16 protein-coding genes are annotated in these 15,550 nt (G+C 41.9%); 12 read left to right on the plus strand and 4 right to left on the minus strand.

Annotated features, from left to right (window positions below):
* Positions 1-33 precede the first annotated feature (33 nt).
* Positions 34-255 (minus strand): DUF1653 domain-containing protein, encoded by a 222-nt coding sequence (locus S4054249_RS04425; protein ID WP_046354506.1) that lies wholly within the window; start codon positions 253-255, stop codon positions 34-36.
* Positions 256-338: 83 nt separating this feature from the next.
* Between S4054249_RS04425 and S4054249_RS04430 the strand changes: the two genes are divergently transcribed.
* The 10 genes from S4054249_RS04430 to rpoS all read left to right on the plus strand — a co-directional run bounded on the left by S4054249_RS04430 (position 339) and on the right by rpoS (position 7,433).
* Positions 339-815, plus strand: coding sequence for a DUF2947 domain-containing protein (locus S4054249_RS04430; protein ID WP_046354505.1), 477 nt, complete (start codon positions 339-341; stop codon positions 813-815).
* Between the two features lie 79 nt (positions 816-894).
* Positions 895-1,524 (plus strand): hypothetical protein, encoded by a 630-nt coding sequence (locus S4054249_RS04435; protein ID WP_046354504.1) that lies wholly within the window; start codon positions 895-897, stop codon positions 1,522-1,524.
* Between the two features lie 53 nt (positions 1,525-1,577).
* Positions 1,578-1,862, plus strand: coding sequence for a cell division protein FtsB (gene ftsB / locus S4054249_RS04440; RefSeq protein WP_046354503.1), 285 nt, complete (start codon positions 1,578-1,580; stop codon positions 1,860-1,862).
* The gene (ispD, locus tag S4054249_RS04445) at positions 1,855-2,550 is read left to right on the plus strand and encodes a 2-C-methyl-D-erythritol 4-phosphate cytidylyltransferase (protein WP_046354502.1); all 696 of its coding nucleotides are present in this window, start codon (positions 1,855-1,857) and stop codon (positions 2,548-2,550) included. Before ftsB ends, ispD begins: the two co-directional genes overlap by 8 nt.
* Position 2,551: 1 nt before the next feature.
* On the plus strand, positions 2,552-3,028 hold the full coding sequence (gene ispF, locus S4054249_RS04450) for a 2-C-methyl-D-erythritol 2,4-cyclodiphosphate synthase (RefSeq protein ID WP_046354501.1): 477 nt from the start codon (positions 2,552-2,554) through the stop codon (positions 3,026-3,028).
* 16 nt (positions 3,029-3,044) lie between these two features.
* Positions 3,045-4,073, plus strand: a complete 1,029-nt coding sequence (truD, locus tag S4054249_RS04455) for a tRNA pseudouridine(13) synthase TruD (protein WP_046354534.1) — start codon at positions 3,045-3,047, stop codon at positions 4,071-4,073.
* 5 nt (positions 4,074-4,078) lie between these two features.
* A complete protein-coding gene (gene surE / locus S4054249_RS04460; RefSeq protein ID WP_046354500.1) occupies positions 4,079-4,828 on the plus strand; it encodes a 5'/3'-nucleotidase SurE in 750 nt (249 codons plus the stop codon).
* Positions 4,829-4,833: 5 nt separating this feature from the next.
* Positions 4,834-5,472, plus strand: coding sequence for a protein-L-isoaspartate(D-aspartate) O-methyltransferase (locus S4054249_RS04465; RefSeq protein WP_046354499.1), 639 nt, complete (start codon positions 4,834-4,836; stop codon positions 5,470-5,472).
* Between the two features lie 97 nt (positions 5,473-5,569).
* Entirely contained in the window at positions 5,570-6,397 is an 828-nt protein-coding gene (locus S4054249_RS04470) for a peptidoglycan DD-metalloendopeptidase family protein (protein WP_046354498.1), read from the plus strand.
* A gap of 52 nt (positions 6,398-6,449) precedes the next feature.
* Complete coding sequence (gene rpoS / locus S4054249_RS04475) at positions 6,450-7,433, plus strand: RNA polymerase sigma factor RpoS (RefSeq protein WP_046354497.1); 984 nt, start codon at positions 6,450-6,452, stop codon at positions 7,431-7,433.
* 731 nt (positions 7,434-8,164) lie between these two features.
* Here rpoS and S4054249_RS04480 read toward each other — a convergent pair.
* The 3 genes from S4054249_RS04480 to pepA form a co-directional block, all read right to left on the minus strand.
* Positions 8,165-11,011, minus strand: coding sequence for a valine--tRNA ligase (locus S4054249_RS04480; RefSeq protein ID WP_046354496.1), 2,847 nt, complete (start codon positions 11,009-11,011; stop codon positions 8,165-8,167).
* Between the two features lie 23 nt (positions 11,012-11,034).
* Positions 11,035-11,481 carry a DNA polymerase III subunit chi gene (locus tag S4054249_RS04485; protein WP_046354533.1) on the minus strand — a complete coding sequence of 149 codons (447 nt, stop codon included), beginning with the start codon at positions 11,479-11,481 and terminating at the stop codon, positions 11,035-11,037.
* Between the two features lie 179 nt (positions 11,482-11,660).
* Positions 11,661-13,172: a leucyl aminopeptidase gene (gene pepA / locus S4054249_RS04490; RefSeq protein WP_046354495.1), complete on the minus strand. Its 1,512-nt coding sequence runs from the start codon at positions 13,170-13,172 to the stop codon at positions 11,661-11,663.
* 194 nt (positions 13,173-13,366) lie between these two features.
* On the opposite strand from pepA, the gene lptF reads away from it, so the two are divergent.
* Positions 13,367-14,479 carry an LPS export ABC transporter permease LptF gene (gene lptF / locus S4054249_RS04495; protein ID WP_046354494.1) on the plus strand — a complete coding sequence of 371 codons (1,113 nt, stop codon included), beginning with the start codon at positions 13,367-13,369 and terminating at the stop codon, positions 14,477-14,479.
* A complete protein-coding gene (gene lptG / locus S4054249_RS04500; protein ID WP_046354493.1) occupies positions 14,476-15,543 on the plus strand; it encodes an LPS export ABC transporter permease LptG in 1,068 nt (355 codons plus the stop codon). Before lptF ends, lptG begins: the two co-directional genes overlap by 4 nt.
* Positions 15,544-15,550: the final 7 nt, after the last annotated feature.

Raw genomic sequence — 15,550 nt, forward strand, 5'->3', positions numbered from 1 at the left:
AGTGTGCCACAGTTAGTGCAAAGCTATCAAACTTCATTCTTTAGCAATGTATTTAAACCTAGGCACCACGGTACCATTGACCTGTACACTTTCAGTAAACATGCTAAGAGGCCTTACCCAGTGGTCAAAATCACCATATAGCGTTTGGTAAACCACAAGCTGTTCTTGGGATTCACTATGAGTGGCAACACATATTACTTTATAATCTTTACCTTTATAGTGGCGGTAGATACCTATTTTAAATTCTTCAGGCATTGTTGATAGCTCCTTTGACTGGGTATAATTAGATATTATGAACGAGTAGTTAGCTCGTTGAGTTTGAGATAAGGTTTATAAGTATGAATTATATTGCGCTTGGCGATTTCAAGAAAGCATGGGTGTTTAGACACAAAGATCTTCCTATAGAGGAAGCAGATTTGGCACAAATTAAGCCTATGTCAGCACAGCGTGCTGCAGTACTTTGGAGCACAATGGTGAGCCGAGAGCAAGATCACCCTGACTTCTTTACGCCGACAGACTGGGCCGGTAAGGAGGATAATTGGGAGGAGGTTGTTGACTGGGAAGGAAAATGGGAAGAAGGCGAAGCGACACTTCCAGCTGAGATTTCTGAGTATTTAGGGTGGGAAGACAACACCACTGTTTACTTTTGCTTGTCACGAAACCATGTGATAGAAACTCAGTTTGGCGTGTTTAAACGTTGTTGGCAAAACTTCATGTTTTTAGTCGACGGGAGTCTACTACTCGGTAAGAAACGTGACGGTGCCGTTCAGTTTTTGGAGTCAGGAGAGGCGAAACTCGGTAAGCGCCCTAAATAAACACGCTGCTTTGCTATTTTAAGTGATAGGCTGTATTTCGATGTGACGCCATGATATAAAATCCTCAATAGGAGGGCCTTTGGAAGCGCGCAATACTGATAAACAACAAGGGACGATCTGGCAAGATGAGGCTTCAAGACTTGTCTTCGCCGAGCTTGTTAATGTATTTTATACGCGAGAAATTAGCCGCCTAGCCAATGAATTAGATCACGGTAGGCTCAAAAAAAAGTTGGCGAGTCTGCCTTACTATATTGAGCGAGCTGCAACGCATATTGTGCTGGGAGATGTGCCTCTTCAATTAGATAGTCACAATGGTTGTTGGGTAGCCACGCAAAAAAAAATACCATCTCAAGGGCTTGATAAAATACATTTGTATTATGAGAATAAAGCTGAAGTGGGTTTGGTTGTGCCTGTTGTTGTGACACAAGCTCATGAGACTAGCCTGTGTATCGATATGATAGATCAGGTAAATCAGTCACAAATTCATTGTAATCAGTTTGGGTGGTTTACACTTGATGGGCAAGGAGTGCACAGCTCGGATCTTAGTTTATTAAGACCTACCAAAGCTTTAATGACAGCTGCCTGTTGTGGACACCGTTGGCATTATCATAAAATAGTAACACCGAGAGTACTTGGCCTCAGAGAGATGTTGCTTGCAAGCAGTATTAACTGGCGCAATGTAACAAAAAGAAAATTAGTATCTGGTTAACATTCGCATAGTTGGCGACATGACTACACCATTCATTTATTAGAGTATATTTTATGCGTTTATTTCAGTTAGCGTTGTTTTGCCTGTGCGCCTATATACAGTACAAATTGTGGTTTGGTCATCATGGGTTACATGACTATCGCAGGATAACCGAAACTGTAAATACCCACCAACAAATGAACACTGAATTACTTAAAAGAAATAAATTACTTAAGGCGGATATCGAAGATCTGAAATTGGGCTTAGAAGGTGTTGAAGAAAGAGCTAGGCATGAGCTTGGTATGATCAAGCCCAATGAAACTTTTATCCGCGTATTACCAAAGAAACACTATGAATAAAGTAATATCATTAGCCGCTATCATTCCGGCAGCAGGTGTTGGCTCTAGAATGGGGTTAAATCACCCGAAGCAATACCTCAAAATAGGTGATCAAACCATTTTAGAGCATACATTAGACAAGTTATCTAAGGTTGACCTCATAGAGCATATTTATATCGCGATTAGCGATGATGACGCTTATTTTGATGATTTAGAGTTACCCGATAATCGTGTGACACGAGTATCTGGTGGAAAAGAAAGAGCCAACTCCGTATTGAACGCATTGAAAGCAATGAAGGGCAGCCCACCTGAGTGGGTACTGGTTCATGATGCTGCAAGGCCACTTGTATGTATTAATGATATAGAAAAATTGATAACGACTTGCATCAGTGCAGATGAAGGTGGAATTCTAGCAAGCAAAGTAAAAGATACGATAAAAAAAGGCGACATATATAGTCAGGAAACCGTTCCAAGAGATCAACTTTGGCAAGCGCTTACACCCCAACTATTTCCTTACACGGCGTTATTAAACGCCCTGGATAGTGCCTTAGTAGATGGTGCGTTGATCACTGATGAAGCCTCTGCAATGGAAAGAGCTGGACAACCAGTTCGACTAATTAGTGGGCGTTCAGACAATATAAAAATTACGACTCCTGAAGATCACGCACTGGTATGTTTCTTAATGGATCAACAACAAAAGAGTATTTAGTATGTTTAGAATTGGTCATGGTTTTGATGTGCACAAGTTCGGTGGTCAGGGGCCTTTAATTATTTGTGGCGAAAAAATAGAGTTTGAGCATGGGTTTATTGCTCACTCTGATGGGGATGTAGCGGTTCATGCATTGTGCGATGCTCTTCTTGGTGCTGTTGCGTTAGGGGATATTGGCAAACATTTTCCCGATACTGATAGCGAGTTCGAGAATATTGACAGTAGGATACTGCTGCGAAGAGTCATCGAACAAGTCCTTGAAATGGGTTACAAAGTTGGAAATATTGATGTCACCATCGTAGCTCAAGCACCGAAAATGCGACCGCATATTGATGCAATGAGAACCAATTTAGCCTCTGATTGTCAAGTTGAGCTTGACCAAGTCAATGTTAAAGCAACAACAACTGAAAAGTTAGGCTTTGAAGGCCGAAAAGAAGGCATTTCTAGCCACGCGGTTGTATTGCTTTTGAAGGGGTAGATAAGTGATAGACGCCATAGCTTCATTGAATTACCTTTACGGAAAGCCCTTGTCACAAGGTAACTTTAAGCACAACCCAGAAGACTTTGTGGTTGAGGAGATACTCGATATTGAGTTTACAGGGGAAGGAGAGCACGTTTGCCTGCAAATTATCAAACGAGGCGAGAATACGGCTTACTTAGCTAAACAAATCGCAAAGTTTGCTGGCGTAGCGCCAAGAGATGTGAGTTATGCAGGTTTAAAAGACCGCCATGGTGTGTGTACACAGTGGTTCAGTGTACCTGTGCCAATTAAGAAACATATCGACTTTTCTCAGCTCAATTCAGACTCTCTGGTTGTTATCAATCAAATTCGACACAACCGTAAACTTAAAACCGGCTGTCATCGTGGCAATCGATTCGAGATCACACTGCGAAATGTTACTAATCACTTGGATGTACTGGCGCGTATTAATGCTGTAAGGCAAGGTGTTCCCAATTACTTTGCTGAGCAAAGATTTGGCCATGATGGTCATAATTTGACAATGGCAGAGCGATTATTTAGTGGCGAACATATTCGGGATAAAAAGCTCAGAGGTATCGTGATTTCAGCAGCTAGATCTCATATTTTTAATCAAATTGTATCTCGTAGAGTGATAGAGCATGGTCTTGCAAAAACTTGGCATAGAGAAGTATTTTTATTGTCGGGTAGTAATGCTTTTTTTGAAGATGATTTAAACGATGATATTGTTGAGCGTCTGAATCAAGGGGATATTCTACTGTCTGCACCGCTAGTTGGAAAAGGCAAAAAAGGCCTGACTGAGACGGAACTGTCTTGGTTAGAAGAGTATACTTCTTGGCGAGAAGGGCTTGCTGAACTTGGTTTGAAAAACGAGCGGAGAAGTCTAAGAGTGATCCCTAATTCTCTTAGTGTGAAAACAATTGATGATGCGACATTAAAGTTGAACTTTGAGTTACCGAAAGGCTGTTATGCAACCTCTGTACTTCGAGAGCTTATTGAGCACAAAGATGTGAGTTTGAGAGATAAACAAGACTTTGGAGAATAATAAGAGTGAATATTTTACTGAGCAATGATGATGGTGTTAGTGCAAAAGGGATAGAGGTGCTGTACAAGGCGCTCAGTGAGGTAGCAAATGTCACCGTAGTTGCTCCAGACAGAAATTGTAGTGGGGCAAGTAATTCTCTCACATTAATGAACCCACTGCGTACAACTAAATTAGACAATGGGTTTATCTCAGTAAACGGAACACCTACAGATTGTGTTCATTTAGGGGTCAACCAGTTAACGAAAACACCGCCAGATTTGGTCGTTGCTGGGATTAATAATGGGGCTAATCTTGGAGATGACACGCTTTATTCTGGTACCGTGGCTGCCGCAGCTGAGGGACGTCATCTGGGGTTGCCAGCGATTGCTGTTTCTCTTTGCTCTAAAAAAGAGGCACATTATGAGACAGCAGCAGCGGTCACAATAAAAATCATCAATGCACTTGGTAGTCATCCATTGCCTCAAGACCAAATAATTAATATAAATGTGCCAGATATTCCATTGTCTGAGCTCCGAGGTATTAAAGTGACGCGGTTGGGTGCACGTCATAAAGCGGACACCATGACTAAACAAAAAGATCCTTGGAATCGTGATATATATTGGTACGGTACTTTGGGTACTGAGAGCGATGCTGGTGAAGGAACTGATTTTTATGCTGTGAAGCAAGGGTATGCTGCAATTACGCCATTAACCGTTGATATGACAGCTCATGATAGCCTAGAGCGTTTAGCAACTTGGTTATCTTCGCAGGAGTAAATACTTTGCTAAACAATTATCAACGCAGTGCTGATAAACTGATGAACAGTTTAAGATCACAAGGTATTCAGGATGAAGAAGTACTAAACGTCATGCATAACACGCCTAGGCATGTGTTTATTGATGATGTTTTAAAACATAAATCATATGAGAATACCGCACTGCCCATTGGGCAAGGGCAAACTATTTCTCAGCCATATATTGTGGCGAAAATGACAGAGGTTTTACGCCAAATAGGTATTAAAGATAATATTCTTGAAGTCGGGACAGGATCCGGTTATCAAACGGCGATTTTGGCACAGCTTTTTGACAAGGTGTTTAGTATTGAAAGAATCAAGGCTTTGCAATGGCAAGCGAAAAGAAGGTTACATCAATTAGATTTATACAATGTGTCTATGAAGCATGGCGATGGTTGGCAAGGGTGGCAATCAAAAGGACCATTTAACGGCATTATTGTTACAGCGGCTGCTGCGACGGTCCCTGAATCATTGTTGTTACAGCTTGCTGAAGGCGGAGCCATGATAATCCCTATTGGGGTGGAAGAGCAGGTATTAACTTTATTTATACACCGTAATGGCCAAATTACTCAGCAACCTATAGCTTCAGTGAAGTTTGTTCCTCTTGTGGCTGGACCGATTATATAAATAAAGAAGGAAAATTTTTTATAACCCTGATACATTATTCGTCTTAAGTACGTTGATTGTATTGATACAAATATACGATGGAATTTGTGGAGTGTGAGTGAAACATTCGAACTTTTTTATAGTGGGTATACTATGTAGTTCATTGGTAGCCTGTTCCTCTGTTCATTCACCAGCACCTGTGGTTAGTCTTACTAAAGGTAAGACCAAGGTGTCAAAAAAAATTCATATTAAAAATAACCGCTACAAAGTGAAAAAAGGTGATACCTTATTTTCCATTGCATTTAGCGCAAATAAAGATGTTAGAACAGTTGCCAAAATCAACAAAATCCAGCCTCCCTATACCATTTACCCTGGTCAAACTATTTTACTAACCTATCCTAAAAAATCTAACAAAACGGCTAAAAATACGTCTTCAAAAACCAATAATTATACAAATAATAAACCTTTAAATAACAAACTCTCAAAAAAAGAGCTTGATCCACCTAAGCAACGAGAGTATGTTCAAAGTCAAGCCAATAAAAAAACCAATGACACCAATGCTTTGTTGAATAAAAAGGTACGGTGGAATTGGCCCGCAGTAGGTAAAGTGACAAGACGCTTTTCTATTAAAGAAAATGGCTACAAGGGAATACAGATCACAAACAAAACAGGGACATCGATAAAAGCTGCGGCAAGTGGCATTGTTGTTTATGCAGGGAGTGCATTACGAGGCTATGGTAATTTGATAATTCTGAAACATACAGATGATTATCTTAGTGCCTACGCCCACAATTCCAAATTGCTAGTAAGAGAGCAGCAGCAGGTTAAAGTGGGGCAGAAGATTGCCGAAATGGGTAGTTCGGATGCAAGCTCAGTAGCCTTACGGTTTGAAGTGAGGTACCGGGGTAAATCCGTGAACCCAATAAGGTATCTGCCTAAAAAATAGCGTATCGACGTATTGATGGAACACTATCACTTATTCGCTTGGGAGGATGCTTATGGCTCAAACAGCAAAACAGAAAAGTAAAGTGAACCCGGAATTAGACGATAAGTTTGACGGGGCGGACGAAGATGGTCCAAACGAAGAACTTTTGGAAGATATAGACAGTGACGAAGAGGTTTTTTCAAAAGACGACACTGTTAAAAACCTTGATGCAACTCAGCTCTATTTAGGTGAAATTGGTTTTTCCCCTTTATTAAGTGCTGAAGAAGAAGTGTATTTTGCGAGAAAAGCCCTAAAAGGGTGTGAGGCATCTCGCAAACGGATGATTGAGAGCAATTTAAGGCTCGTGGTGAAAATAGCACGTCGCTATAATAATCGTGGCTTAGCGCTTCTTGATTTAATTGAAGAAGGTAATTTAGGCCTTATTAGGGCTGTAGAGAAGTTTGATCCTGAAAGAGGTTTCAGATTTTCAACATACGCAACGTGGTGGATCCGTCAAACCATTGAGCGTGCCATCATGAACCAAACCCGCACTATTCGTTTACCTATCCATGTTGTAAAAGAACTGAATGTGTATCTCAGAACTGCAAGAGAGCTCACTCAAAAGTTAGATCATGAACCCACGGCGGAAGAGATTGCTGAATGTCTTGACAGGCCAGTAGAAGACGTCAGTAAAATGCTGCGCTTAAACGAGAAGATCACATCCGTTGATACGCCTATTGGCGGCGACAACGATAAAGCATTGCTAGATATTATCGCGGATGAGCGTGGCTACGAGCCCGAAAGTGAAGTACAAAATAAAGATATTAACCGACATATAGTGGATTGGCTTGGTGAGCTAAACCCTAAGCAGCGTGAAGTGTTAGCGCGGCGTTTTGGCTTATTAGGGTATGAGCCTTCTACTTTGGAAGATGTGGGTAGAGAGATAGGTCTGACTCGGGAAAGAGTGAGACAAATTCAGGTTGAAGCTTTGCGTCGGCTGAAAGATATTTTACAGCATGAAGGGCTTAGTACGGATAGTCTTTTTGAGCAACTATAGCCATTTGCAAGATTATTAATATATTGATTTAAAGAAGAGTAATTTACTTGCAGTAGCTCTGTTTGGTAGTCAATTACAATTGTGCCATAAAAGCACAGTACATTCGTTCTAATTAAGGTAAAAAACCACATGATGTCATGTGGTTTTTTATTGCCTCATATTTAGCTAAGGGTGGACGTGTTACTATTTTTTGAAACCAGCTAACAGCGGTTTATAGGGCGTTGTGCCTCAGGTGTGTTTATTTTCAAGAATAAATCGGCTTGTTTTCAGCACATCGCAATTTTTGAATGGGTTCGATAACAACAATCGTCTAGTGATGTAAAATTATTATGGACAATAGTCGTATTAATTTGAATAGACAGTGCTAATGAGCGGCTTTAAAACCTTAACGCTACGTTTAAAGTTTAATGGCTAGCCTTTGAGCGCAATTAGGCTATTTATCTTATTTCTTCCAATGTCAAAAAATCAAGATTACTAATAGCTGGCTTATCTGTCATCAATTTAAAAGCTTAACTAGGACAGAAGTAATATCCTTTATTAATAAGGCCGTCACTCAATATATTTAAACGTTTTGCCTGCCATGATTTTACGGTAATCGAGGTGCTTACATATTCTAATGCATTATAGGTATTATCAAGCTGAAAGGAGTTGATAAGTGTAGACAGAAGCTAATGTGTAAGTGGGGCTAAAGGAAGGTGAATAGGCCACCACAAAGGTGGCCTACAGGATAATTATAAGCTTTCTATTTTTGCTTTTTGCTCTAATAGCTTTGCTTTAGCGTCACTAAATTCAGTCAGCTTCGCTTTTTCTTTTGCAAGCACTGCTTCAGGTGCATTGTTAACGAATTTCTCGTTTGCTAGCTTTTTCTCTACTTGCGCAAGGCCTTTTTCTGCCTTTTCTAGTTGCTTAGCAATACGGGCTAATTCAGCATCGACATCAATTAAACCAGCCATTGGGATCATGATCTCTAAATCACCGATAAATGCCGTTGCAGACGCTGGTGCATCATCTTTGTTATCAAGTACAGTAAATGCTTCTAGCTTAGCCAGTGAACTTAAGAACGCTTGGTTCTCGTCTAAACGACGCTGATCTTGTTCACTCACATTGGCAAGTAATACGCCAAGCGGTTTGTTTGGACTGATGTCCATTTCACCACGGATATTACGAATAGCAAGAATAAACTGCTTAACCCACTCAAGATCTGCCATTGCCTGTGCGTCAACTTGTGATTCATCAAACTGAGGGAAGGCTTGTAGCATAATGGTATTGGCTTCAAGGCCTGCTAATGGTGCTACGCGTTTCCAGATGGTCTCTGTAATGTACGGCATTAGCGGGTGCATTAGGCGTAATAACCCTTCTAAAACAGTGATCAACGTATGACGAGTGCCACGTTGCTGCTCTTCGTTGCCTTTGAATAGTACCGGCTTGGTTAGCTCTAAATACCAGTCACAGAACTGGTTCCATGTGAATTCGTATATGGTATTTGAAGCAAGGTCAAATCGGTAGTTATCTAAATGCTCAGTGAATGTTTGAACAGTGTTTTGGAACTGGCCTAAGATCCAACGGTCAGCCAGTGAGTACTGCTTAGGCGCATCGTTAAAGCCACAGTCTTGCTCTTCTGTGTTCATTAGAACATAACGGCTTGCATTCCATAGTTTATTACAGAAGTTACGGTAGCCTTCTAGTCGATTCATATCCCAATTGATATCACGTCCTGTTGATGCCATTGCAGCAAGTGTAAATCTGAGCGCGTCTGTGCCGTGCGCTTCGATACCATCAGCAAAAGTCTTGCGGGTATTCTTTTCAATCTTTTTCGCCAATTGAGGCTGCATCAAGTTACCAGTGCGCTTAGTTACCAGGCTTTCAAGGTCTATGCCGTCAATCATATCAAGCGGGTCAAGGACGTTACCTTTTGATTTGGACATCTTGTCGCCGTTTTCATCGCGAATAAGACCTGTAACATAAACAGTTTTAAATGGGATCTGTGGTGTACCATCATCATTTTTCACGAAGTGCATCGTCATCATGATCATACGAGCTACCCAGAAGAAAATGATATCAAAACCTGTTACAAGCACATCTGATGGGTGGAATACTTTCAGGTCTTCTGTATTGTCTGGCCAGCCTTGCGTTGAGAATGTCCAAAGCGCAGAAGAGAACCAAGTATCTAGCACATCATCATCTTGTGTAAGTACAACGTCATCAGCTAAGTTATTTTCTTTACGCACTTCAGCTTCATCTCGACCGACATACACGTTACCTTGAGCGTCATACCATGCTGGGATCCTATGGCCCCACCAAAGTTGGCGTGAAATACACCAATCTTGAATGTCGCGCATCCAAGAGAAATACATATTTTCATATTGCTTTGGTACAAACTCAATGTCACCGTCTTCAACAGCTTTGATTGCAGGTTCTGCAAGTGGGGCAACACGAACATACCATTGGTCTGTTAATAGAGGTTCAATCACAACACCTGAGCGATCGCCATAAGGAACAGTTAGGCTATGATCATCAATTTTTTCTAACAGACCTGCCTGCTCAAACTCTTCGATGATCAGCTTTCTTGCATCGAAGCGATCTAAACCATGAAAACGCGCTGGAATTGGCGCATCTAGAGAGAGCTCTTTGCCATCAAAGGTGTAGCTTTCACCTTGAGTTAGTACAGCGGCATCTTTGTTGAATACATTGATCATTGGTAGCTGGTGGCGCTTACCAACTTCGTTATCGTTAAAGTCGTGAGCAGGTGTGATTTTTACACAACCTGTGCCTTTTTCCATATCAGCATGTTCATCGGCAACGATAGGGATACGACGATTAACAATAGGTAGTAAAATTTCTTTACCAATTAGGTCCTGATAGCGTTCATCATCAGGGTTTACAGCTACGCCTGTATCACCAAGCATGGTTTCAGGTCGCGTAGTTGCAACGATGATGTAGTCTTTACCGTCTTTGGTTTTCACGCCATCGGCCAGTGGGTAGCGAAGGTTCCACATATGGCCTTGTTTATCTTTGTTCTCAACTTCAAGATCAGAGATTGCCGTATGTAGCTTTGGATCCCAGTTTACTAGACGTTTACCGCGATAAATTAAATCTTCTTTATATAGGCGAACGAACACTTCTTTAACGGCTTCTGATAGCCCTTCATCCATTGTAAAGCGCTCACGGTCCCAATCAACAGAGGCACCTAAGCGGCGTAACTGTTTTGTAATCGTACCGCCTGATTCATTTTTCCACTTCCAGATACGGTCGATAAACTCTTCACGGCCAAGATCGTGTCTTGTTTTACTTTCTTCGGCTGCAAGTTTACGCTCAACAACCATTTGTGTCGCGATACCTGCGTGGTCTGTACCCACTTGCCATAAAGTATTTTTACCTTTCATACGTTGATAGCGAATGAGGGTGTCCATTATGGTGTCTTGGAACGCGTGGCCCATATGCAGGCTACCTGTGACATTTGGCGGTGGGATCATTATTGAGTATGCATCGCCTTGTCCGGAAGGCTTGAAGTAGCCGCTTTCTTCCCAGTCTTGGTATAGAGACTGTTCAATATCTTGTGGGTTATAGGTTTTATCCATTACACAGAACCTTAAAAAATACTTTAGTTATCAATTTCTTTAGTTGAAATGTTGGCGCCAATAGAGCGCAGTTGTTTGAACCTTTCCCGGGCAGCCTGCTTGGCCATCGGCTCGACGGGGACAAAGTCATATACTTGCTCAAATCGTCGGACAAAGTCCGGGATATGTGTGGCAAGGTTTATCAGTATTGTACGTCGCCCAACGGGGGGCATTTGGCCAATTTCTACTGGAGCGCCGCCTTTAGGGCCTTCTCCTTGTAAGTTATGAGGTACAAAACTGTCAGCGTCGAACTGCCACAAGTGTTCGTCAATTGCATGGGCGTTTTCTACTGTATCCACGTATATAAATACACGCTGCCCTGCACGGTACAGTTTAGCAGCACTTCGCGCTGCAAGGTCAAAATGAGCCGGGACTTGATGACTAGGCTCTTGGTCATGCTTTAACACTAAAAAGTGTGCGTTGATTGACATGGCATGTGACTTATCTTCAGTACTGAATGCAGGACACCAAATAAAAATACTTTGTGCCTGAACAGCGTTCAAAATAAAGCCGCATTCTGACACAGAATGCGGCTCTCATCAATCTACTGTGGACCGTGAAGTGAGTTATTTACTATCCCATCACATATCCATCCGTATTTAGTTTATTTTTAATCTTGCAAACCTTCAGTGATGTTTGCACGGTTTAGTAGATATTGCATCAACATTGGTACTGGGCGCCCAGTAGCTCCTTTATTTGCACCACTTTTCCATGCTGTACCTGCAACATCGATATGCGCCCAATTGTACTTTTTAGTAAACTTAGATAAGAAGCATGCAGCGGTAATTGTACCTGCTGGACGGCCACCTAAATTGGTAAAGTCAGCGAATGGACTTTTCAGCTGTTCTTGGTAATCATCCCAAAGCGGTAATTGCCAAGCTCTATCACCACTTTGCTCGGATGCTTTTAATAAATCGTGTGCTAATGGATTATGATTCGACAATACACCTGAAGCATGATGACCTAATGCGATAATACATGCACCCGTTAAGGTCGCAACATCTACAACAGTCTCTGGTTCAAACGCTTCAACATACGTTAGTGCGTCACAGAGTACTAGTCGACCTTCCGCATCGGTGTTGAGTACTTCAACAGTTTGACCTGACATTGTTGTAAGTATATCACCTGGGCGATATGCGCGGCTACTGGGCATATTTTCACAGCCAGCTAAAACCCCAATGACGTTAAGTGGCAATTGCATTTCGACCACTGCACGCATTAAACCAAGCACGCCGGCGGCACCGCCCATGTCGTACTTCATCTCATCCATACCCTCACCAGGCTTCAGTGAAATACCACCTGAGTCGAAAGTAAGACCTTTACCAACAAATACGATAGGCGCCTGTTTGTCTGATGCGCCAGTATAATGAATAACAGACATCACAGATTCATTCTCACTACCACGGCCAACGGCAAGGTAAGAGTGCATCCCAAGCTCTTCCATCTCCTTTTCACCAACTAAATTAACGGTGACGTTATCAAATTCGTTAGCTAATAGCTCTGCTTGCTCACCGAGATATCGAGGGTTACAAATATTAGGTGGCATATTGGCGACGTCTTTACATAGCTTGGCTCCTGCCGCAATCGCTAAGCCGTGCTCAATGGCGTTTTCACCAATGGTAAGTTCTCTGCGAGTTGGGACGTTGAAGACTATTTTGCGCAGTGGACGTCTGGCTTCACTCTTTTTACTTTTCAGTTGGTTGAAGGTATATAAGCAGTCTTGAGTTGTTTCAACGGCTTGTCTTACTTTCCAGTAAGTATCGCGACCTTTGACATGTTGCTCAGTCAAAAAGCATACCGCTTCCATTGAACCTGTTTCATTCAATGTGTTGATGGTTTTTGAGATAATTTGTTTGTACTGTTTATCGTCAAGTTCACGCTCTTTACCACAACCAACTAATAATACACGTTCACTTAGAACGTTTGGTACATGATGTAATAACAGTACTTGCCCCGGTTTACCTTCAAGATCACCGCGGCGTAATAAATTGGAAATATAGCCCTCGCTGATTTTATCCAGCTGCTCACCAACCGGCGATAAACGACGTGGTTCATACACCCCAACAACAATACAAGCACTGCGTTGCTTTTCTGGACTACCACTTTTAACGCTGAATTCCATTGCGACTCCTAAGTCTAAGTTATGCCATTTCAAACTTTAAATGCCACACTACATCAAGTTACTAAGTTACTTTAGTGCTGCAGCACTAGTAGGATATTTGATTTTGATGGCATATAATAAAGTGACTAAAATAACCAGTTTACTCAAAATTTCCTACTATTCCAGTGAAATGAGACGTTTTATAGGGGCGAACATTGCTAATTTTTCGATATTTGACTGCTGAAGTTTTAAAATCGCAGGTCGCCGTTTTCCTTACTCTAATGACGATTTTTCTTTCTCAAAAATTTGTCAAAATCTTAGCCGAGGCTTCCGGTGGCGGAATACCAGGAAAACTCGTATTGTCATTTTTAGCGCTTAATTTACCTAAGTTAACCGTATATATTCTGCCATTGAGTGTATTTTTGGGAATTATACTAGCTTACAGCAGGATCTATGCTGACAGTGAGATGACAGTCTTGAAGGCGTGTGGTGTAAGCGAATGGTATGTTGTGCGCGTAACACTTATTTCGAGTTTCTTCGTTGCTTTAATTGCAGCTACGGTTAGCTTATATGTCGCTCCGTGGGCAGGAGAAAAACAAAATCAATTACGCGAGCAAGCGAATGCAGAGTCAGGTTTAACGCAATTACGTGCAGGACGATTCCAACAAACGGGTAATGAAAAGGCGGTCGTGTTTATTCATAATACCAGTGAGCAAGGTTCCGTCCTAAACAAAGTGTTTGTGGCACAGTTGCCAGAAAAAGAATCGAACAATGCAACACGAATTGTGTATGCACAGCAGGGGGAAGTTGCAGAAGGCGAGTCGGGGGAGCAGCAGCTGATATTAAAAGATGGCAAACGCTATGAAACTGACGGGTTTAGCCAAGCGCTTAACAAAACAGAGTTTGGCAGCTATCAAGTACAGATCCAAGAGCAAGAAATTGAGCGAAGAAGGCGTGAACTAGAAGACTTACCTTCGAGCCGTTTGTTAGAGCTAAATACCCCCGAAGCAGCAGCGCAGTTTCAGCTTCGTATAGCGACGCCAATTTCCATTATTCTTTTAACACTGCTGGCTGTACCTTTAAGTGTTGTGAATCCTAGGCAGGGCAAATTTGCCAAATTGGTGCCGGCTATCGGTATTTACCTAGGTTACTTTATTATGCTTAATGCTGGAAAATATTTAGTTGCAGAGGGGAAAATCCCACCTTCTGTCGGATTGTGGTGGATTCATCTGTCAGTCCTATTTATTGGCGCATACCTCATAGTGAAAGGGCGACCATTCGGTGTATGGCTCAGGTCTATTTGGAAAAAGAGGGAGGCTGTCGCATGATGAAGACACTTGATTGGTATTTAGGCCGCAGTATTTTGCAAACTACAAGCTTTGCATTGTTAGTGTTTGTTGGCATTAATACCTTAATCAAATTCATTGAGCAGTTACGCTCAGTAGGCCGGGGCACTTATGAAGTCTCTGACGCGTTATTATTTACTCTTTACAGTGTTCCGAGCGACATTGTCGTGTTTTTTCCAATGGCAGCGTTGATTGGTGGCTTGACTGGACTTGGCGCCTTGGCGTCAAGCAGCGAATTGGTTGTCATGCAAGCTGCCGGTATGTCACGGTTACAAATTATTGGCTCTGTGATGAAGACGGCGATTGTATTGGCAGTATGTATGATGATGTTAGGTGAATGGGGCGCACCTGAAGCCGAGCGCACAGCTAAACAGCTTAGAAATCAAGCTATTTATGGTGGTGAGGTTTATGATGCTCAAAAGGGGTTGTGGGCCAAAGACGGTAATAACTTTATAAATATTGCAAATGTTGAGAAATCCGGTGAGCTAACAAATATTAATATTTATCATTTTGCCGAAGATTTGAGCTTGGAGATGATTACTAGAGCGCAATCCGCGGTGACATCGGATGATGGGTGGATGCTCAGAGCTGTAGAAGAAGTACAGATCACTGAACAACAGGTCAGAACCTATTACGCTCAAAGTAAACTTTATAGCTCTCAACTGACAATTGATCGTTTAGGTGTTGCTTCATTTGAACCTGAGTCGTTGTCTTTCAGCGGCTTGATTTCTTATTTGCATTACTTAGAGCAAAATGAGCAAGATACGAGCAATTATGAGCTGGCGCTTTGGCGCAAGGTGATCCAGCCTGTAACCATTGCAGTCATGCTGCTTGTGGCTCTGTCATTTATCTTTGGTCCATTACGCTCAGTTAGTATGGGCGCAAGGATTATTATGGGCGTAGTAACGGGTTTAACCTTTCATTTGAGTAATGAAGTGTTTGGGCCAATCGTTATGGTATACCAAATACCGCCATTTATTGGCGCTGTGATGCCGAGTATTATCTTCACATTGCTTGCGATGTACTTTTTGCAAAGAAGGCAGTGATAACAGG

Source organism: Pseudoalteromonas luteoviolacea (genome assembly GCF_001750165.1).
GTDB lineage: Bacteria > Pseudomonadota > Gammaproteobacteria > Enterobacterales > Alteromonadaceae > Pseudoalteromonas > Pseudoalteromonas luteoviolacea_G.